The following is a 20,861-nucleotide window of genomic DNA, read 5'->3' on the forward strand; positions in this document are numbered from 1 at the left end:
CTTGCTTGTTGTTTATATGCCAAGGCATTACTTTGAAAGGTTTTAATTTCATTCGTACATTAATAGAAATTGAAGATATAATTGATATAGATAAATTAACCTATAACAAACGATAGAAATGTTCATATTCAAATAAATACATTGGGACGTAATGACCACTATGCCCATTATCTATGTAGCCTCTATCAAAGATATCTTTACAAGCAATTTAATGACGATACCAGATATCGACAATAAATTAAATAAAGAATTATTTAACAAGCCTTATGAGGAAATTATTGTTGATTTTTCAGGTATAATTACAATAAGTCAAGATTTTGCCAATCATTATCTATTAAACAAATCCAAAAGTGAGAAAACAATCCATGAAGTAAACCTCCCTCTATTTCTTCAAAATATGTTCGAGAATATTGTATTTTAAACTATTAATTGCCTTTATTATCTTGTCTGACAAATGCGAAGTAAAGTACACGATGGAAGAATACATATAAAAGATAGTTTTTGAATCTCAATACAAGATTTCATAAGGACTAAAGATTATCTTTATCAACAGCAGTGTGCATGAAGAATAAATTAACTTATTGTATTATAGGTAATTTAGAATAGGTATACCCTGCTTGATAATAACATTAAATATCATAAATATGCAGTCTCATGATATTTTTATCAATATTCCCATTTGCGATAATTTTACCTTCATTACTAAAACACAGTATTAACCTTATTAACCTTGTAGTACAATTATGAATAGCCTAGAGAAATAGCAAAGGCTACATTCATGCGATAAAAGTTGAATGTGAAGAAAGTAGTAAATTGATGATGACTATATAATAGTGCTTTCAGCAACAATGGTGGTTAAAGAAGTCGGAAACTACTTGTCTGCTGCTATTGTTGCTGATGCTAAGCCCTATTATTACTACGATTTTCACATATTTACAAAAGCATGAGACTTGAAAACCATATGCGGTAACAAACAGTCAGCTGATGCCTTTGTTGCTTCTTAACTAGGACATACCGTTTACGAACCTAGTTCTACCGAAAGATTCAGTTTTCTTACGAGTGTAGAAAGATTTGACCACTATAAGATAACGGCATTCGGTGAGCAGGTTCATAAATGAGGTTTAATTTTTAAATGATTAACGGAAGAATCTTTAGTTGATTGCATTTCTCAATCTAAACAACCATTTTAATTGCAATTGCTTGCGAATGAGTGCGGTTTATTTATATTAAGGATATTTGATTATGAGCCAAGGACAAGAACAGCATGACTGTGGGTAACGGTCCAAATCATCACTCATATATAGTCAAAACCTCGTCTTGTTTACATTGGTAGTAGTGGGCCGTTACCTATTCATACATTTCATCACAAAACTTCTTATGCTGCGAATGTTCATTTGAGCGCCAGGTTTAATGTATTCTAAAGGATAAATGTACATATCATTTCAAGTCACAACTTATTAAATATCTAAATGATATAGTGATTGTACAAATATTATAATTTATATGCTCGGGATTAGGTATGAAAAGGACAAAAATGTTGTCTTTTTATAGCTTATTGTACATGTGCTGACAATGATTATATCAAAAAATGTAATTTATTCGCTTACAATACCTGTCGCAGTAGGGATATTGTTAATGACCATTTCAAGTACTAATACTGGCATCCAATCGGCCGAGGCTCAAAATGTAACTAATACGACTAGCTCTAATGCAACTTCAAGTAATTCAACTAGTGCTATTGACACCTTTCGTGCTCAGGGTCAAATCTCTAGTTTAGCGTCTGACACGCTAGCTGGACGAACATCTAACTCTTCAGAAAACGCAATTTGGGTATTGGGCGGTGATTGGGAATTTAATGTAGCCAATGGCAACCTGACTAACTTTGTAGCTGATATAGATATGACGCAAGTAGATGGAACAGCAGCACATAAGCACTCGATAGAAAAGATAAACAACGCAACTGGAATGCCGATGGGTGCTCAGGAACCACTTAAATTAAATTTCATGACTGGGGAACCTAATTCCAAAATAGCATTGGTAAACGGAAATTCTACGATGTTTAGAGGAACAGCAGATATAACCACTAATGGAGAAGTAAAATGGAAAGATGTTTTGATTCACGTAACTATGCAGAATGGAAACATCTTAAACATCAATATCGATCCAGCTAAAACTGAAGATCACTTTAAAGGGCTCCCAGTATTTGGAACAGTTCAATCAATAATAGATGAAAATGGAAAAGAGTTGTTGAAAAAGTAAGAACTAAACTCTATCACACCTCTTTTTTACTGTTTTAATAGACTTTTACTTTCGTCCGTTTCAAGATATATAATTTTACAAACCCTAAAAGGACATACAGTTGTTTGCAACTGATTACACCATGTTTATATTTTAGGTGACTTATCCATATTTACACAAACTCCGTCAACTCCAAATGCAAACTGAATAATGAGATATCTGTCTACCACTGCATGAATGAAAACCATGTTACGGTTCATAATCCCACTGTTAAGTACGCGCTCTATCACTATTAATCCATTTGTGAACTGTCAACATCATGCAGTAATTTTGTATCGATTACAACAAATATCACTTACAATGAAATGAAATGCTTTGTTTTATTTGCCTTGATAAAATGGTCTTTCACCCTTATCTTTACCTTATTTTACCAATAGCGTGAGTAGTTTAGATATATTTCTTGTAAGAACTACACAGGCATCCACTCACAGTACATCTAGGAAGTTCGGAATTGATAAGATGAAGCTTTTTAGAATGCGAACAATTTTTACAAGGAAGATAGTCGGTAGGATTGAAAAACTTTATCATGGTTAAATAATATTAAAATGCTTTCCGAGTATAAATGAGTCAATATAGGATTCAAGAATAATAAGAATCATCCACTGAGCTTTTGATCTTTTGCTTCTTGTTGTAGACATTCTCTCAATCTTGACAAATGATTTTGCTTATCCTTTTTTATCTCATTCCACAAATCTACAAGGTTTTGACGTCCATCACTTTGAGCATCCTGAATATACTTGTCTACTGCTGAATAAAGGAAGTCAGCCTCTTTTCCCATTGCAGATATAACGTTGTAAGTGGAATTTGACAAATTGGTATTTTTTTTGTCACTTGACATTCCATAACATGTGCATAATAGTATTTAAGAAATAGTAATTTTGGTATATAAAATGTAATAGAATACTATAATGAGTAACCATCATCATTTAGTCGCACAAATCTAAACCCAGTTCTAAATATTGATACTATTTATGATTAATTTAAAAGAAATTCTCTGGTAAGCCCTAACGCTTAGCACAGAGATGTTAATAAAAATAGAATAAAAGCGTCAGGTAGCATACATATCTCTTCATTAAATTGTGATAATTTATGGACGAAAATAGAATAATAAGAACTAATGCCGGATAGTCAAAGGATGGAGACTAATCGCACTATCGCCATTACAAACAAGTTCAAGGATTAGGGAATGCTAATGCTTACTGTTTCAGGAGAGTTGGATGGGCCATTGCTACCGTATGCAAACCTATGAGAATCATCACCATACACAACTTCTGCAGTAAAACCAGTTCCTACCGGAACATCACTTGAACTAAATGTAAATGTATAGGACTTAGTTTGATGCGATGGAAATAGCTGACCACTTTGCCATTGTGCGGCCATGGCGCCATCAATATCAACATTTACAGCACCGTATTCATCACTATCACCGTTATTTGTGACCTGGACTATTACCTTGAAAATTTGATTACCTTGTGCATGAGCCATATCATTGGGAGAATGTACAGTCAATAAACCCATAGATAATATACCACAAATTGAAAGAGCAAATACTATTGTATGATGGCTTTTATCTAATCTAAATATTGAGCAATTTAGGTAACTATTCACTATTTATAGAGAACGTTTATCATTTTAACAGTTGCTTTAATAGATACTGCAAGATTGTTCTCTCATTCGCTTTTCTTAATTTAACTATATACAGAAGAGTATTATCTATGCTATGGACAAACAAGTTATTATCACATTATTGATAGGTGGTATTATAGTCAAAAAGGTTGAGTCCTTTTATCAATCTATTAAGAGAATATCCGTAGTTTAACTAACTCTTGGCTGCATTCCTTAACACTGCATTCCTTAAAACCTGTGCACTATCTCCTAGGTAGATACGAAAAAGGATTGTTCAATAACATTTGCGATGTATCAAAAAGATCTCCACATCTATATCATTATGTAAAAAGAAGATTATTTTAATCCTTGAATTTATCACTTTTTGTAAAAACATGTTTGATAGTGGATTACATTATTAAATTAAAAAGAAGGGTTGGGATAATCGGTGTAAATAATACCTCTAACTCACAGTAACAGTACCTGTCATCCAAGGATGGACTACACAGATGTAGTTATATGTTCCTGGTGTAGTAAACGTCATCGTAAATGAAGTAATTGGTGGAGCACCTGGCGGAACCTGTCCTTCTGGCCAAATCCAACCCGAGTTCACATAACTTTCATCACCGATAAATGTGTAGTTTGCGTTTGGTGGAAGGTAAGTTACATTTGTTTTAGTGCCATCAATTACAACGGGAGCAGATGACCTCATATTATCTACTACGACCAGTTTATTATTTGGATTTGATGTATCGGGCATTGTTGTAGGTTCGACATTAGGAGAAGGTATAGCAGCGATTAATTCAGTATTGTTTGGAATACTAAAAGGAGCTACGAATGGAGGAACCATGTTATTATCCTTAACAAAGGAGATAGTGTGGGGTTCGCCTACTGTTGTTGGATTATTCCAGGTTACACTTTGACCAGCTTTTATATCGACATTTTGAGGAACAAATATGGTCAATGGAGCAGTTCCATTACCTCCGCCTGCAGCCACAGTAACAGCACTTGCTTGTTGCTGTGAAGAAACTCCAAAAACTATCACAAGAGAGATAGCAAGCAATACTATGCTAATGGTTATATTATTATTAATTACCATTGCTATTGGATTTGTATAGGAATATTAAAAGTTATAGTAGTTTATCAGTATGTTTTCTAATATTACGATAAATCCAAACATTGAGTATATGTTATCTTTTCTAAGAATAATGAAAAGCGCAACAATTTTCTACGTGTTTTTTTATAACAAATATCAGAGTTGCAACTGAAGATCTTATTAATTGTAAAATGGTTTGACCATTATAGATCTATAGTATTTGGCGAGCGAATTCCTAAATGAGTTTTGCAGTGTCGTGACTAGTTCTAACTATACTTTTATAAAACCTTAGTTCAACTTTGGATTAGAATCCCTTTTATAACCAATGAGCCTGAATTAAGCCAAATGACGTATCCTGCAGGCTACAATCCCTCTTCATCTGGTGGACGAAGAGGCTCAGGGTCATCTAATTCGGGCATATTTTTAATCATATTTCTTCTGGTTGTCATTATAATGATTGGCTACACAATATACAATGCGACTAGACCTATTACTTATCCATCAGCGGCCGATTTTATGATTTATCATACTTTTCAATTAGATGCAATACTAAGTCATTAATATAATGCTATTTTACTTAGTAAAGTGAAAGACAAAATTAAGACAAATGAGATATACTTACATTAAAATTAAATAAGAATGTCCGAAAATATCCATGTTAGAGCTGAATTCCTCATAAAAGAGGATAATGTGGAACAATTTAAGAAACTGATAAGGGAAATGAGTCGGGCTGTCGAGGTCAACGAACCGACAACATTAGTATATCAAGCCTATTTTAACACAGATGGAACAAAATGTATGGTCCCTGAAACATATGTAGATTCCAAGGCTGTTATATCTCACAATGAAAGTGACGCTTCAAAAATGATTCTTCCTAAAATATTTAATATAGCGAAATTAAATACGCTAGATGTATATGGCAATCCCAATAATGAATTAAAAAAGTTGTTGGTAGGTTTCAATTCACAGATATTTAATTTGTATACTGGATTTAGTCGTAAAGGTGAGTGATTTCGGTCGGCCTGTGACCACCAAATCCGAGGACTTGATATTGTAACTCCGAGTGCTTTACGTGTAGATACTTTATAGTTAGGATATACGAAGAGATACCTATGCATATTAGGTTAATTACTTTGAATACTAGTAATACCAGCGATCCCAAGTAATAATAAGAAAGATCCTATGAAAGCTTTAGCATAAATAAAAGTCATATTTGACTCATAGGATTGAAAATCATGATAAACACTGATCCATAGAATCGAACAAGTTAATATTAATGCCACTGCAATGAACAACTTAAGTCCTCTTCCTGATGTATTTGAATAATTATTTCCGTAATGGTGTTTTTCGGGTCCGATGTCCATTGCTTGCTCAATATGTAATTCAAGTTTATAAATAATATCGAATTTCACAAAACATCGGATACATCAACTTACTACTCAATAATAAATACAACGAAAACACTTTCAGAAAAACATTTAGATCGAACATTATATTACAAGTTCTGTGAAATTAACTTACATAACACCAATTCTGGGATTAATATTATCTATATCTTTTATCCCTCATGTATATGCACAAACTAATTTTACAAAACTATTCGAAAGTGATGCGTATAGGAATATATGTACCGGATTAAGTGTGAAATTTTGTTATTCTCCTCTTACTATAGTGTATGAATCAAATAACTCTATTATCGCTGGTGTATTAGAAGGAGGATTATCTCTTATCGGTGACGAATTAGATTTACTCAATAAGGCAGGTTATAAAGTACATAATTTTGTTCCTGATGTAGGAGATAGCGCATTGCATTATGAACAATGGGTATATCTTACAAAGTAAGAAACTAATGTGTGCCTCTTCGTGGTCTCGCTAAACTGCTAGCGCCTGCGAAGCAGGCGCTCACTCTCCTTATTTTGTCATCAAGACCGGGTTTAAAATTAGAATCGTTTCATGTTTATCTTTCTTGTACCTTTTACACTATTCTAATCATAAGAGATCTGTTTATAGACTTTAGTTTCAGCAATGATAATTGGATGGTAACTCCAGCCATGTAAATTTTGTCCATATTGTATCCACGCTAGACTTTCTTTGTCTCGAGAGAATACTGTCATTATCTTTATCTCCGACATTGTGTGTGATTCGTCATGATTAATGATAAAGATGATGCGATTCCAAAAATGAAACTGATTATGTCTTTTAATATAGGTAATGGATTTACTTTATAGGTTTCAAATAACTGTCTTTTTTATACACGATTATTTTATAATCTAATTCTACAACACCTAAATTTTAACCAGGTATTATTTCTTTAATGAATAATCCGATTGTGTTATCGACAATGACAATAGCAATATTTTCTATGATGTTATTTACACCTATTGATCATAATGTTTGGTCGCTAGACTTGAATTTTGGAGGCCAAAATGGATTAAGCTTTAAAATGGATGAAATACCTTCAATCGGTTCGCAAGGTCCGCAGGGAGCAAGGGGTCCCCCTGGTCCACAGGGTCCACCCGGTGCTACTGGTGAACCCGGTCCTGTGGGTCCTCAAGGAGAGAAAGGTGAAACTGGCCCAGCAGGTCCTATGGGACCCGCAGGTCCGCAAGGCCCTCCAGGACCTGCAGGAGGAGGAATCCAAACCGGCACACTGATTGTCAAGGTAGATGTTCATTATCCAGCTGCCAATGAAATTAATGCATCTGATGTTCGTATTGTTGTTAATGGAAATAATCCGTTACCCTCAGAATTTCAGGGTTCTGAAACAGGAACAAATGTGACCATAGAAGAAGGTGATTATTCAGTTACACCCATTCCACCTCAAGGAACGGGCGAACAAACATCAGAGTTTCAATGTCAGGGCACAATGTTTAGCGGTCAAACTAAGCAGTGTACTGTGTTGATCTTCTAAAGATGGCAGTTAGATACCGACGAAATTTAATAAACAATTTCCATCATTGTTTATTCTTTGTGTAGCTCTTCCGTCAAATCTTGTAATATTGGTCATATTCTACAAAGGATTCTTTTCTCATCATCATTTCACCTTTACCTTTGTGTCTCCAATAGCCTCTTGAAATTCCTTTTTCCGATCAGAGTTTGAAAAATAAGCATTAACTTTTACTATGTTCATTCTGTCGCTTCGTTCACAAGTATCTTTGTTATCTCTATTGACAGACGTGTGTAGTAAATGTAATCGCTTCTTTCCTTGTATGTTCTAGCGTTTATGGATTGGTGATGGAAGTATAGTGTTGTTCCTATACTTATTATGAGTAGTATATTCAATTATATACAATCTTTATTATGGAGTTCGAATTTAAAAGGGGATATATTATTTTGCGGTAACTTTTGTAACTCAGGTTTACTGGCTAAATTAGTTGCAACGAATAAACACTCTAAACTCAAAGATGATTATACTATTCTCTTGCAGAAAATTAGATATAACTTCATAAATGTAACTTACCTAAAGGAATAATCTGATCAATATGTTACAGTGAAATATCTAAAGGATAATTAAGTTGGATAAGATAGATCTGCTAAATGTGGGGAGGGAATATCATATGTTATTTGCCCTAAATTCTATTTAGGAACTAAAATATTTGATTACAGTTTGCGTCACTTCATACCGCGTCAATTATAGTTGCTTATGAGAATCTTCAAACCTGAATCATCTCCATGTTTCTATCAATAATTACAATTCGAACAGTAAAATCTTTCAGGAAAGCATATAGATCTAATGTGATATAATAAATCCATGAAATTAATTTACATGATAGTGTTACTAATTATGTTTTCACCACTATATCAAAATGTATTGGCCATAGAATTTGTGTCACCCGAAGATGATTTATCTGAGCTTGCTGAAACTTCATTGGATACAGAATTATCGAGATGTTATCTTTATACATATACGTTAGAAGCAGATAAAGAAACATTACAAGAGTGTTTTGACAATATAATGAAGTATTCACAGATAGTATGTAATGGACCAGAAGGTCTTGAAGCAGATAAATGTCAAGTCGCAGAAAAGTATGTAAGATATCTGTATTCTCAAATGCATCCAGAAGTCTGTAATACGGATCCTTCACGTTGTACACCACCACCTCGACCAGTACTATAACAACTAGCGTACTCTTCGCGCCCGCTCTGTAGAGCGGGCGCTCCCTCCTCTCGCTGATTAAACCTGAGTAAAAACTTAGTATCGTTTTATAATAATTTCTCGTACCTTCCTTCCCTTTTGAAAGCCTCTGAAAGATCGTGTTCTAAGCTTGTAGTTACAACAAGGACAATAAACACTTTCATCCCATTTTATGAATATCTCACACACACTACATCTTTTCTGGCCTTCTTTGTATCTAAATGGAACATCTGATTTCCTTTTTGCTTTATACCTTACACAAATTCCATTACAAGTCATAATAATTAAAACGTCTAAGATGATTCTACAATGGCCATAAATACGTAATTAATTTTGGGCTTTTTATCTATCAGCATATACATGAGTCGATCTCGAATAAACAACAAACTAAATCTCATTTCTGAGAGTATATTCATATGGTTATATTCAGTGATAGTGTATATATTAATAGGTAAGTGTTGGCTACATGGACAGTCAAATCCCTATCCGAGAAGAATGGATATGATTTTAAGATCTATGGACCGAAAGAAAAACCCATAACAGATATTGCTCCTCTTAACAAAGCTACTAGAAAAGATTTATCGTTTTGCTCTTCTGAGGTAGCCGATAATAAAACCTTAGAATCCATATCAAAATCGAAAGCAGGTGCAATTCTTTGCAATAACAAAATAAGAAAATCTCTGACCAACACAAGATTAATGGAATTAACGAATCGAATAAAAGACAATCATTATGATGAGAAAACGATTGTGTTTGTGGATAATCCCAGATTAGTATTCATAAAAATTGCCAAGACAATAAAACCAGAAAACAAAATACAAAAAGTAATATCAAAACATGCGGTAATTTCAGATTCAGCTAGAATTGGAAAAGACTGTTACATAGGCGACTTTGTTGTAATAGGCGATGGCTGTACCATAGGCGACAACAGTATAATACAGTCTAGAACAACCTTACAAAACTGTCAAATAGGAAATAACTGTACGGTTCAATCGGGTACTGTAATAGGTGAAGAAGGATTTGCTTTTGAGAGGAAAAAAGTTACATTTGAACTTGAAAAGTTTCCTCATTATGGTTTGGTTATAATAAAAGACAATGTACAAATTTCTGCCAATTGCTCTATCGCCCGTGGCTCAATTTCTGACACTGTGATTGAAAAAGGAACCAAAATAGATTCCTTATGTCATATAGCACATAATATTCATATTGGCAGAAACACCCAAGTTACTGCAGGCACAGTAATTGGTGGAAGTACTACCATAGGCAATAACTGCTGGCTTGGCCTTAACTGTACTATAAAGAACAAGATAACGGTTGGAAATAAAGTAATAGTAGGTTCTGGAAGTTCTGTTATACATGACATAAGTGATGAAGATATTGTTGCAGGCAATCCAGCTAAATCTATAAAAAACAAATTAAACTTGGGAAACTACAAGTTGTTTTTGATGGCCGGACAGACAAAAGCCCGACTAAACACAAACGAGAAACAAACAGAGCCTTTAGAATCACAACATCTAGAAGGTAGTAAAAAGAAAAGAAACCAAAAACCAAAGCGCAAAATATATGATTATTCAAAATCTAATAATGGTTACAAGATCAAGCGAAAAATGCTTGCATTTTTGTATATTGTTGGAAGCGTGCTTCTTTATAGTGTTTAGAAATCCTACACGGGATAGATATATTAAAACAAAATGAACACTCAGAGTATGTTATATGGTATAACCGCCAATTTCCGGGATTTTCAAATATCGCTGTTATCTCTAGCATTATTATCTATCTCTTTGACCTTGGGTGAAAATATGGCTATGGCACAACAACAACTACCTCAACAGCAGCAACCTCAAACTGCAAATTCTCCAGTAAACTCCATGTGCCAGCTTATTCAGGATAATAGGTTCATTGCGGGCCTTACAGGACTAGATCAAGCAGTAAATATATGTAATAACTTAAACACGATTGGTGCCAATCAAGCATTATCTGAATTATGTTCAATTGTAGGAGGGTTTAACATCATTAATGTAGAAAACTTTTGTAACTTACAGAACTCAAATCAAGACCAACAACTACAACAACAGCAGCCTCAAAATTCAAACAACAACAACAATCAGATTCCAGAAGCCAACCAAAGTACTAGTATTCAGGATAACGTTCCCTCTCAAAGTCAGCAAGAACAATCAGGCTCTATAATAGACAGATTGTTAAACATGCTGTTTGGTTTCCTTAATTTTGGTAGTTAAATTAATAAAAATACTATGGAATTGTGATCAAATTATGTAAGGACGGCTAATCAATCAAAGTCAAACAGATCGCCTAAAAAGCCTCTTTTCTTGTGCTTTCTTCTACGGTAATAATCATCATCGTCATCATGATAATCCCGTCCGGAATGGTACTTTGTATAGTGTTCATCTTCGTATCTATCCTGAATCTTAGTCATCTTTTCCAGTTCTCCTCGGTCTAACCACACACCTTTACAACTTGGACACTGATCTATTTCTACTCCCATTCTGTTGCTAATTCGCATTGGAGAGGAGCAATTAGGACAAATTAAGGACATTGTTGTATCTTATACTTTATGCTATTTAAATTCCGTATAAAGAAGAGGATATGCGAAAGGATTATCTGTATATTTCAAGACAAGTAATGCGAATTAGTAATTGATTAGCATTTATAAAAATGAATACAGGAACTTGCAAATTCTTCCATATTATACTCGGACAATTAGGTATCACCTTCATCAACTCCTCCAACACCGGCCTTATCCCTTTTTTGTAATAATTTCATTTATGTCCGGCTTGTAGTAATGGTTGACATATTCTATATTAATTGGCCTTATTGTATCTTTAAATCTTCTTGTCACCATGTTTTAATGTGATACTCTCACAGAGATAGCATCTAACAGCATTTAGCCGCCTTTTTCAATATTAGAATATATTCAAGCATGTTATTTAAGTTACAGAATATGAATAAACTAATTTCAATAATTTCTGTAATCTTTAGTCTAGGATTTGCCGCGATGGCACATCTTATTGAATTGATCACACAAGATGTTTATGCAATGTTTCATGGCTAGAGTTTTTCTACAGATATAGTATTTGTAGCCTCTTCCTCGAGTCAGTCAAACTCTAAAATTATAAAGCAAGATAACCTCACCACCTCGAAAACACATAAAGATAACCCCACTCAAATTCAAAATCAATCACCAACAACAATTCAGACCAAGTAATATCATTTTTACTCTTTTTGAACTAATGAGTAAATACTGTTGAATGTTTCTGAAATTGAGACTTATTTCAAAGCAATTTCTCATCATCCGTCAATTAATCTATCTGCCTTGAGCTTATTTGTGAGTAATTTGTAGTTATTAAAAGTAGACACAATGTGTTATACGAAAATTACTTCATGCAACAACAAACTAGAGGGTGATTTTCATTCTTTTGTTGCTATTGTTATCAGGTAACCTAACCTTACTGCATTATCAACTATGTATGGCTCTACGGCCGTAAGGTATTCCTTCCTAAGTAATTCTATCTTTTCATTGTTATCGCTCTTTCGGAATGCTTCAATAAGTTGGACCATAGATCCTGATTTTGTTGACATTTCCTGCCAATAGTGATTTGGACTAAGAATTGGAAAATTCATTGTATCTCTCTCAAAGTATAACTCTTTTACACCAGTCAAAAGCTCTTTTACTCTATCTGGATTACCCCACTCAACGGGAGAAGAAGTCGGTGTAGTTGGCGCGTATTTTGATACAACGGAAAACATTCTTCCCATCGCAAGGTCTGGTGACCACGTTGTAAATCCTATACGCCCGCCCTTTTTGAGAACCCTAAGCATTTCCTTTGCGGTCTTCTCTTGGTTTGGAGCAAACATATGACCAAAGGTAGAAAGAACTACGTCAAATATTTCATCCTCAAATGGAAGGTTTTCGGCGTTTCCTTCTTCCCATACAATGTCGTTAAATCCTGCAATAGATTCTTCTTCCTTTGCCAAAGATAAAAGCTCCGGAGTAATGTCTATTCCGGTTACCTTTGCCCCAATTCTTCGGGCTGTTATAGCGGTGTTACCAAATCCACAAGCTACGTCTAAAACAGAATCTGTTGGGTCGACTTTGACAAGTCTTGTCAATTTGGCAGAAACAGGAGGAACTGTTCTACCAAGACTTTTATAATCACCTAATGCCCAAACTCCTTTACTTTGATTAGTAGTACTCAATTACAATCGATAGAGTCTATTTACCAATTATACTTTAAGTTTAGTTTAATAACGCCTGATTGTTAATTCTCTGAATTTCTTTCCTTTTGGCACCCACTAAAGCGCCTTGTTCTTCGACCATAGATGTAGGTCTCCACATAGGTCAAACATTTTATTGGTATAAGACTGTATTGACTTCTAATTAAATTACCCATGAGAAGAGATGTGTGGTACTACTTCTCACAGGTAAGAGAGGTTACACGAAATACCTTAAATAGAAAGCATTGGCCGAGAATTTAAGCTTTAATGGAATTAAGTTACACGTTTTATAATGTAAATAACTATAGAAAAGGGAAGTTATGATACACCGACATGTGTGTGGATTTTAATTGACCGAGAATCTGGTGCCCAGAAGTGTTTGCTCCTACACATTTTAATCTAGAGAAACATTGAAAAGAAACTAATCCGGGTAGTATGCCATATTAGTAAAGCATATCAGAGTCTAAGAGTTATCTGGTGTCGTGTGACTGTTAGTTTTCGCCTCTGTTGCAGCGCCTGACGATTGTATTATTATTAATCAGATATACTATTTGAGTCAATCCTATTCTTTTTATAGGAATTAGAATAAAGGTTTGCATTTAGGCGGTAACTTTAGAACTTGCTAGTAGCCGTATAGGAAATAATTGAACCTTGCAGAAAACGATGTTCGTTATTCATACTTATTAACAAAATTTGATAATAGTTGCTAGTCAAATCAGTTACTGCATTAACTCACCCAATACCGGTCGTATCCTTTTTGTTATTATTTGATTGATATCGGGTCTGTAATAGTGATTCACAAATACTGAACTACTAATCCTTCCCTGAAGTAAATCGATTATTTCGGGCTCAATTCCTTTGTTGCAGAAGAAGGTAATAAAGACCTTGTGACAATAATACATGTTCGGTTTACATGACTATTTTATAATCCTCAATTTATCTGTAAATTTCTATTAATTTGATAATCTCTTTGAAAGGATTAAGTTATATTATTTATCCTTATAATTAAGTTCTTGTTAACAGGTCATTTAGTTTATCCAACTTGTCCGCAACTCGATTATAAATTGTTTCGAGTTGCGGGCGATAGTAGTGCCTGACAAAGATGGAATTAGGTATTCGTCCTTGTAAAAGATCTATTAATTCTGGTTCAACCCCCTCATTCCTCAAGAAAGTAGCAAATATCTTGCGGCAATAAGACATATTGCATTTCTTATTATTCCTCTGAAATGCAAGTCTGATTTTAGAGTAGTTTAAATCTTCATATTTAGATTCCTTTACCAAATTCATTATGTGCTTATTCATTATTGAGATGAATGCCTTCTTAGTTCTTCTGATAAAGATTGACGGAAATCTAAAGTGTTCCAGTCTTCTGCCGTCTTTAGAGAGGTAATCCCTAGAAGAGGAGGATAATAAATTAAAGGACTCGACAGCTTCTGTTGGTCTTAGGCCTGTCAAAGTATTGAATATTAAGACATTGGCAAATCTAGGGAACTGTTTAACTGATTGTCTTACCCAGTCTATCATACTATTAATATCGTTATTTTCATCGTTTATTTTACGAAAACTATTCAGCGAATCGGTATTTGACCATTTTAATTGATAATTATTTCTCACTTGTTGCCATTTCTCATATTGACCTTGATACTTTGATAATAACGATAGTGCTCTCATAACATGACCCCGTTTTTGAATAGACATCTTTGCTAATTCAGAGAAGTTCCATGTTTGTAATAAGCTATGATACTTCTTAGCATATACCATACGATTTCTAACAGTGGCTTTTTCAAGCTTTAGGCTTGATTCCAAATATTCTTGAAAACCCTCCAAGGACGGGATTTGAACGTTCCCTCTCAAGGCGACGATCCCGGGTTCAAATCCCGGCCGGAGCATCCTTATATTTGAATTCTGGGGCCAATTTGGGCCTGTTTTGTTGATATCTGTTTTTTGAGAATCTGTATACAGTTTTTGATTTACTGTATAGTTTTTTATCGTAGTGAATATTACAATTTGGACATGTATATCCAATCTTTTTGAGGGTTCCTGCATTTCCAATTCTGATATAGTTGGAGTTCAATCCCTGGTTACAAAGGTTGCATTTTGTCAAAAGAATGTTGTATTATATGATGAATAGAGCTTAAAGGTTTCCTATCTTGTCGCGATTGAGAGGGCGAAATGCTTAGCCGGACTGTGTGACTCTTTTTTGCAAAAAGAGCCTCTACACCACTGATGCGAAAGATCTATCCTGGTTGAAGTTCCACCGATTCATTAAAGTGTGGACCATCTTATATCGCTAAAATATCAGAATATGCTAATAGAACAATGACATGTTGCGGTATTTGGTAATGTGTTTTGTTGTGTTGATGATTACAGTTTTAGTAGTGACGGCCCCCACTTTAGTCCAAGAATGGAAAGCATTCTATAGTCCAGGATACAAATTCTCCTTTCCCTATCCTTAATATTCAAATAATTAAACCACCATAACAAACAGGTCATATTTAGGAGTATTGTTCCACAGTTTCGCGGTCGTCGTTAGGAAAGATTTCTCCTCTGATATTCACTAATACCTTCACTAGAAATTCTAAAAGTGCCCTCTGGCGGCGCCCCAATGAATAACTTTTCTCGGAGAATTGAAACTGCATCTGCAAAATATGATAATCCTGATTTGGCCTTTCTTTTAATATTCCTAAATCAACTTAGTCCGACCCATGAACATGAGACTCATATAGCGTCTGAAGCAGCATATCCTCCATTTCGCGAGTTTTGGAATCAGAACTATCAGAATAAGTAAAATTTACCATGAAAAATACTATTTTCGCTGACTATAAGTAAATCTAATGTTATGTATACGTGCTCTCGCATTTGGTGTCTTTGGCCTATACATATGTAAGGACGTTCCTATTAATTTAGAACGCAATTAAGATAAAAAAAGAAAAAACGTATGAGTTTAGAGAAAGTGAATAAACCTAGTCTATTTTATCTTTGGCTTCTTCTGCACCCTCTTCTATTTTATGACCTGCCTTCTTTGCTCCTCTTTTCATACTTTCCCCTGCATCTTCAACTGATTCTTTGGTATCTGACATAGCATACTTGAATTAACATTCTATTTAATCATCAGTTGATCTTACGCTACTCATAATTAGGAAGAGCCGTCGCCAAAACTTTCGATCTCGTAGGAACAAAAATAGATAGTCATTTTTATATCAAAAAATATAAAATTATAAAAAATGTTGAGATAATCAGCGTAGATTTCTGCGACCATATTGTATATAGATGAGCATGGCAATCCTCATTAACATCGAGAATTTCCTCTTCAAAAAGTTGGATATCGTCAAACCGTACCTATAAGGCAGCACATCCCTACAAAAACTCATGAAATATTATCTATTAAGAGAACAAAACTGTGATCATACAATGCCAAAAGTAGTCATCTACCTAGCCTATTGCAAGTATAACCCACAATTCAATTATGAGTCAAATCGAACACATAGAATTGACTAAATGTAATTACAAATTAACCCTTGTTCTTTTAGGCAAAAATCAAGAGCAAGTTTTTCTAGTTGTTTAAGTCTAAAGATGTATAGTCTAGGACTTGAAATAAAACTATTAAAAACAATAGATCATAGATTGAATTTACCTAAACTTGATTCAAGATTACGTTAAATTGTTAAGTTAATGACTATAAGAAATTAGAATCAAGACAATATTTAATAGGGTTAGAATTCTATGAAAGTCTTTACCATGCAAGATCTAGATGATTTTGCCAAATCCGATCTAGATAAATTGGAAAAATTGGCAGATAACTTTAAATGGATACATAAGCTGGACTATGACCTTAAGCAAAAGTATGACAAGAGATATGTTGCCATAAAGAACAGAAAGATATTAGACAAAGATACAAGTCTTGATAGACTGATTAAAAGACTCGATATAAGAAATTATGATGAGTCTATTGCAATAGAATATATCTATAATTGACGGCTTCGTTTGAGTCCCAAATCACAACATGCCATCGCCAAAACTTTTGAGACAACAATCTCAAGTCGAATCTACTTTTTTACGAAACCTGTAAAAATCATAAAGATATTTATCAATATAACTTTGAATCTGTTATCAATTCTAAAGAAGATGTATGTGCATGTTTTTACATATGATTTAACTTTGATAGCATATCCGATATATCAGAGATCTAATGCTGATATGTTTGAAGTAATCAGAGGACATGAGTTTCTTGCCAGTTGAAGTAATAAGGTACCATATTACGAAATTGTATGTGGAAGATGTAATAGGCCTTTAAAAACAAGTTTTTTGACTATCAAGGAAACTTGACAAAAAGCCCTCATTACTAGTCTAAGCACTCCAGATGGAGCGTTCTTGTCATTGATGTGCATATATTGATTGTCTCTGAATATATTTTTATTGTTAGGTATCGGAAATTAGTGGGTAAATTAAACTTGCAAAATTTTGGTTTTATCACCAATTACTTAAGATTTTAGGGAATCAACATATGAGACCAAAACAATCCTAATAAATCAAACCCTATTTTTATAAAATGTTGGACCGGAGGAGACTTCAAAAAAGCACCATAATTTTATCTATAATTGTAGTTTCTTCTATAGTCTTATCTCTCTTTTCTTATAATTATTTCACTCAAACGAATGATAAGATTCAAAGCCTAGCGATTAGAGAGTTACAAACAAATTCCGAAATTGAGGCCTTTAGCTTATCGAATGGTCTTGGAAATGCAATTAATACAATTAGATCTAATTTAGAATTAATTGCCAATTCGCCTTCAACAACGGATTGGAATATTTCTAAAATTCAAATACTGCTGAATAAGGGTTTGGAGTCAACAGCCAGTCTTACAGATGGTTACTATTTATTAGATAAAGAAGGTAAGATAGTAACATTTACAAGTATTGATGAGAAAGATAATTCTAAATACGTTGGAACGGATCTAAGTTCTAGAGAATATTTTAACATTCCAAAACAAAATGGAACAATTTACATAAGTACTGTGATCATTTCAAACGACAATATCCCCCGCCTGTATATTTCAGTTCCAATTTTTTCATCGTTTGCACCTCAAGTCACTAATGTGGATAATAGAACAAATGGAAACGAATCATTAAGCATATCTAAAACCTTTGAAGGAGTAGTGTTTGCGTCGATTGAAACAAAGATGCTCGGCCGATTTTTGGAAGATCAAATTCACCCAAATTTTCCCGGGGATGTTACTTTTGTTGATAGGAATGGTACAATCCTTTATACTCAAAATCAAACATTAATTGGTGAGGGGATTTTTGGTCAAAAGTTTCAAAGAGCAGTGAATTTATTATTAAAGGACAGATCTGCAGAATTTAACTCAATCATAAGAAATGCAATGAATTCTAATAATGGTATGAATGAATTTACATTTGGCAATAATGTAACTACAATTGCATACGATTCCGTCACGGCTGGGGGAAAAAAAGTATTAGAATCATCTGATAAAATAGGAACCTTATTCATTGCCGCGCCCCATACACTTGCTGAAGATGTAACAGCAACTATCAATTTTCAAACTTCTCTTACATTTATCATAATTGGAACCATCATAACTATATCATTTATAACGGCAATATTACTACTAAAATGGAATCGATTACTCGGCTCTTTGGTGAATCAAAAAACAGGGGAATTAAAAGAAATGGTAAAGGAATTAAGTCAATCAAATAGCGATTTAACCAAAACAAAGAACGCCCTAACAAATACAAATCAAGAACTAGCCATAAGCAATTCTAAGTTAAAAGATGCCAACAAGGCACTGGAGCAACATGATATTCAACAAAAAGAATTCATCAATATTGCGGCCCATGAACTAAGAACACCATCACAAGCCATATCGGGAAATATAGAATTAATTGAAATCGCCTATCTTCCATCACTTTTAAAAGGAACATCAGCAAATTATGAAAAAATAGATAAAGAGTTTGAAGACATGGTAAAAGACAAGCAACAATTGCATGGCTTTATAGAAGGTCTGATGTCAACTTATAGAAATTCACGGCGACTTGAAAAAATAGTCTCGGACATATTGGATGTATCAAGAATTGAAGGCAAAAGGTTGGAACTTGATAAAGAAATTTTCAATATTAATGAAAAGGTCAAAAATGTAATCAGAGATATACATGAGGAATCAAGCGAGACTAGCAAAGCAGGAAATGTCAAACCCGTTGATATCCGCTTTGAAACCGAGCAAGACCCATTAATGGTTCTAATAGACAGGACTAGAATGTTTCAAGCCATTTCCAACTTGATTAACAATGCCATTAAGTTTTCAGATAATGAACCAATAACTATTTCAATAAAGAAAGATCTTTTTGATAGCACTCGAATTGAGAAGAAATCTGACATTGTAACAACAAAAAATCAAAACGATAAGAGTCAAGCAAATGGCGTTATAGTTTCAATAAAGGATAAGGGAAAAGGTATTGATGAAGAAATTTTACCACAACTATTTAACAAGTTTGTCACAAAATCAGAGAAGGGAACCGGGCTAGGGTTATACATAGCAAAACGTATTATTGAAGCTCATGGGGGCGAAATCTGGGCCCAAAACAATCAAGATGGAAAAGGGGCAACATTTACTTTTAGACTACCTTTGCAAGATAGTTAAAAGGAAATCAGACAAAAGATTGTATTATAGCAAAATTTTGTGTCGAAACATATAAACTGGAAAACCAATCAAGACCAAGTTTCTACATTGATCCATCTTCCGTTGGATAACCATCTTCAAAACTTTTTAATATAAAACTGTTAATGTATACTCAACTTTTTTCATAAAATATTTGATAAAAGACTTTCTATCCCACGGTCATGCTGACAAGGTCGACCTCATTCATTCAAATCATATTTGTCAAGTTTTCCCTTTCACTTAAATTCAATATGTCTTGTAATGAGTTGACTGAAGAAGAATCCAAAGTTAATATGATCGAGCGGGATGGCAAAAGGGTCCCAATATCATATCAACTTGGAACATTTCTATCCCATCTTATAACTGAAAGAGTGAGAGAAGAAAAGAGACGGCCCAGCTATAACCAAAGATCTAATATAAGGGAACTAAAAGAAATCCCATGGATAGAAAAACTCTTACAAACGCCAATTGAAGATCATAGGAAATTTTGTTTGTGGCGTATATTAATACCATACTTAGTAAATATCAAAGGTATATGGGAATTTGAAATATATTAGATAGTAGAAAATTGGTTAAACGATGGTAACAAAAAGAGAAAAATTGGTCTTATTTCTATAATTGCATTCAAATCAAATATAAGAACTGTAGTAAACTTTCTTTATATTAGTAAAGTTAATTTAAAAGAAAAACAACTGAGTCTATCCCAAAATTATCTTTCTATAAACAATCATAAAACAAGAGAACTGTATCAGCCCAAGATAGTTCTCAGCCTTCTTCTCATATCTGGTAAATAACTTTCTAAATCTGTTATGCCATGAATT

Annotated in this window: 20 protein-coding genes; 13 read left to right on the forward strand and 7 right to left on the reverse strand. The window is 33.9% G+C overall.

Features of this window, described 5'->3' with window-relative positions:
* Positions 1–160 precede the first annotated feature (160 nt).
* Entirely contained in the window at positions 161–421 is a 261-nt protein-coding gene (locus tag F1Z66_RS13495; RefSeq protein ID WP_149864155.1) for a hypothetical protein, read from the forward strand.
* Between the two features lie 1,151 nt (positions 422–1,572).
* Positions 1,573–2,259 (forward strand): hypothetical protein, encoded by a 687-nt coding sequence (locus F1Z66_RS13500; RefSeq protein ID WP_149864156.1) that lies wholly within the window; start codon positions 1,573–1,575, stop codon positions 2,257–2,259.
* Positions 2,260–2,893: 634 nt separating this feature from the next.
* Here F1Z66_RS13500 and F1Z66_RS13505 read toward each other — a convergent pair.
* From F1Z66_RS13505 to F1Z66_RS13515, 3 genes are all read right to left on the reverse strand, one after another.
* On the reverse strand, positions 2,894–3,136 hold the full coding sequence (locus tag F1Z66_RS13505; protein ID WP_149864157.1) for a hypothetical protein: 243 nt from the start codon (positions 3,134–3,136) through the stop codon (positions 2,894–2,896).
* Positions 3,137–3,477: 341 nt separating this feature from the next.
* Positions 3,478–3,816, reverse strand: a complete 339-nt coding sequence (locus F1Z66_RS13510; RefSeq protein ID WP_195907545.1) for a hypothetical protein — start codon at positions 3,814–3,816, stop codon at positions 3,478–3,480.
* Between the two features lie 550 nt (positions 3,817–4,366).
* Positions 4,367–5,002, reverse strand: coding sequence for a hypothetical protein (locus F1Z66_RS13515; protein WP_149864159.1), 636 nt, complete (start codon positions 5,000–5,002; stop codon positions 4,367–4,369).
* 342 nt (positions 5,003–5,344) lie between these two features.
* Between F1Z66_RS13515 and F1Z66_RS13520 the strand changes: the two genes are divergently transcribed.
* Entirely contained in the window at positions 5,345–5,560 is a 216-nt protein-coding gene (locus tag F1Z66_RS13520) for a hypothetical protein (RefSeq protein WP_149864160.1), read from the forward strand.
* A gap of 78 nt (positions 5,561–5,638) precedes the next feature.
* On the forward strand, positions 5,639–6,010 hold the full coding sequence (locus tag F1Z66_RS13525) for a putative quinol monooxygenase (RefSeq protein ID WP_149864161.1): 372 nt from the start codon (positions 5,639–5,641) through the stop codon (positions 6,008–6,010).
* Between the two features lie 113 nt (positions 6,011–6,123).
* Here F1Z66_RS13525 and F1Z66_RS13530 read toward each other — a convergent pair whose 3' ends face one another.
* Complete coding sequence (locus F1Z66_RS13530) at positions 6,124–6,411, reverse strand: hypothetical protein (RefSeq protein WP_149864162.1); 288 nt, start codon at positions 6,409–6,411, stop codon at positions 6,124–6,126.
* Positions 6,412–6,505: 94 nt separating this feature from the next.
* Here F1Z66_RS13530 and F1Z66_RS13535 point away from each other — a divergent pair, with 94 nt between their 5' ends.
* The 5 genes from F1Z66_RS13535 to F1Z66_RS13560 all read left to right on the forward strand — a co-directional run bounded on the left by F1Z66_RS13535 (position 6,506) and on the right by F1Z66_RS13560 (position 11,371).
* A complete protein-coding gene (locus tag F1Z66_RS13535; RefSeq protein WP_149864163.1) occupies positions 6,506–6,841 on the forward strand; it encodes a hypothetical protein in 336 nt (111 codons plus the stop codon).
* 472 nt (positions 6,842–7,313) lie between these two features.
* Complete coding sequence (locus F1Z66_RS15900) at positions 7,314–7,910, forward strand: hypothetical protein (RefSeq protein ID WP_159357608.1); 597 nt, start codon at positions 7,314–7,316, stop codon at positions 7,908–7,910.
* A gap of 873 nt (positions 7,911–8,783) precedes the next feature.
* A complete protein-coding gene (locus F1Z66_RS13545) occupies positions 8,784–9,116 on the forward strand; it encodes a hypothetical protein (RefSeq protein ID WP_149864164.1) in 333 nt (110 codons plus the stop codon).
* Positions 9,117–9,589: 473 nt separating this feature from the next.
* Positions 9,590–10,792 carry a UDP-3-O-(3-hydroxymyristoyl)glucosamine N-acyltransferase gene (locus tag F1Z66_RS13555; RefSeq protein ID WP_149864166.1) on the forward strand — a complete coding sequence of 401 codons (1,203 nt, stop codon included), beginning with the start codon at positions 9,590–9,592 and terminating at the stop codon, positions 10,790–10,792.
* Positions 10,793–10,825: 33 nt separating this feature from the next.
* Entirely contained in the window at positions 10,826–11,371 is a 546-nt protein-coding gene (locus F1Z66_RS13560) for a hypothetical protein (protein ID WP_149864167.1), read from the forward strand.
* 50 nt (positions 11,372–11,421) lie between these two features.
* Here F1Z66_RS13560 and F1Z66_RS13565 read toward each other — a convergent pair whose 3' ends face one another.
* From F1Z66_RS13565 to F1Z66_RS13575, 3 genes are all read right to left on the reverse strand, one after another.
* Positions 11,422–11,688 (reverse strand): zf-TFIIB domain-containing protein, encoded by a 267-nt coding sequence (locus tag F1Z66_RS13565; protein WP_149864168.1) that lies wholly within the window; start codon positions 11,686–11,688, stop codon positions 11,422–11,424.
* A gap of 872 nt (positions 11,689–12,560) precedes the next feature.
* Entirely contained in the window at positions 12,561–13,349 is a 789-nt protein-coding gene (locus F1Z66_RS13570) for a class I SAM-dependent methyltransferase (RefSeq protein WP_149864169.1), read from the reverse strand.
* 1,023 nt (positions 13,350–14,372) lie between these two features.
* On the reverse strand, positions 14,373–15,413 hold the full coding sequence (locus tag F1Z66_RS13575) for an integrase (RefSeq protein WP_159357609.1): 1,041 nt from the start codon (positions 15,411–15,413) through the stop codon (positions 14,373–14,375).
* A gap of 559 nt (positions 15,414–15,972) precedes the next feature.
* On the opposite strand from F1Z66_RS13575, the gene F1Z66_RS13580 reads away from it, so the two are divergent.
* The 4 genes from F1Z66_RS13580 to F1Z66_RS13595 all read left to right on the forward strand — a co-directional run bounded on the left by F1Z66_RS13580 (position 15,973) and on the right by F1Z66_RS13595 (position 20,597).
* On the forward strand, positions 15,973–16,155 hold the full coding sequence (locus tag F1Z66_RS13580; RefSeq protein ID WP_159357610.1) for a hypothetical protein: 183 nt from the start codon (positions 15,973–15,975) through the stop codon (positions 16,153–16,155).
* 935 nt (positions 16,156–17,090) lie between these two features.
* Complete coding sequence (locus F1Z66_RS13585; RefSeq protein ID WP_149864172.1) at positions 17,091–17,342, forward strand: hypothetical protein; 252 nt, start codon at positions 17,091–17,093, stop codon at positions 17,340–17,342.
* A 574-nt stretch (positions 17,343–17,916) separates the two neighbouring features.
* On the forward strand, positions 17,917–20,022 hold the full coding sequence (locus tag F1Z66_RS13590; protein WP_149864173.1) for a sensor histidine kinase: 2,106 nt from the start codon (positions 17,917–17,919) through the stop codon (positions 20,020–20,022).
* 200 nt (positions 20,023–20,222) lie between these two features.
* Positions 20,223–20,597, forward strand: coding sequence for a hypothetical protein (locus tag F1Z66_RS13595; RefSeq protein WP_159357611.1), 375 nt, complete (start codon positions 20,223–20,225; stop codon positions 20,595–20,597).
* Positions 20,598–20,861 lie beyond the last annotated feature (264 nt).

The sequence above is a fragment of the Candidatus Nitrosocosmicus agrestis genome, assembly GCF_008389435.1.
GTDB classification, from domain to species: Archaea; Thermoproteota; Nitrososphaeria; order Nitrososphaerales; family Nitrososphaeraceae; genus Nitrosocosmicus; species Nitrosocosmicus agrestis.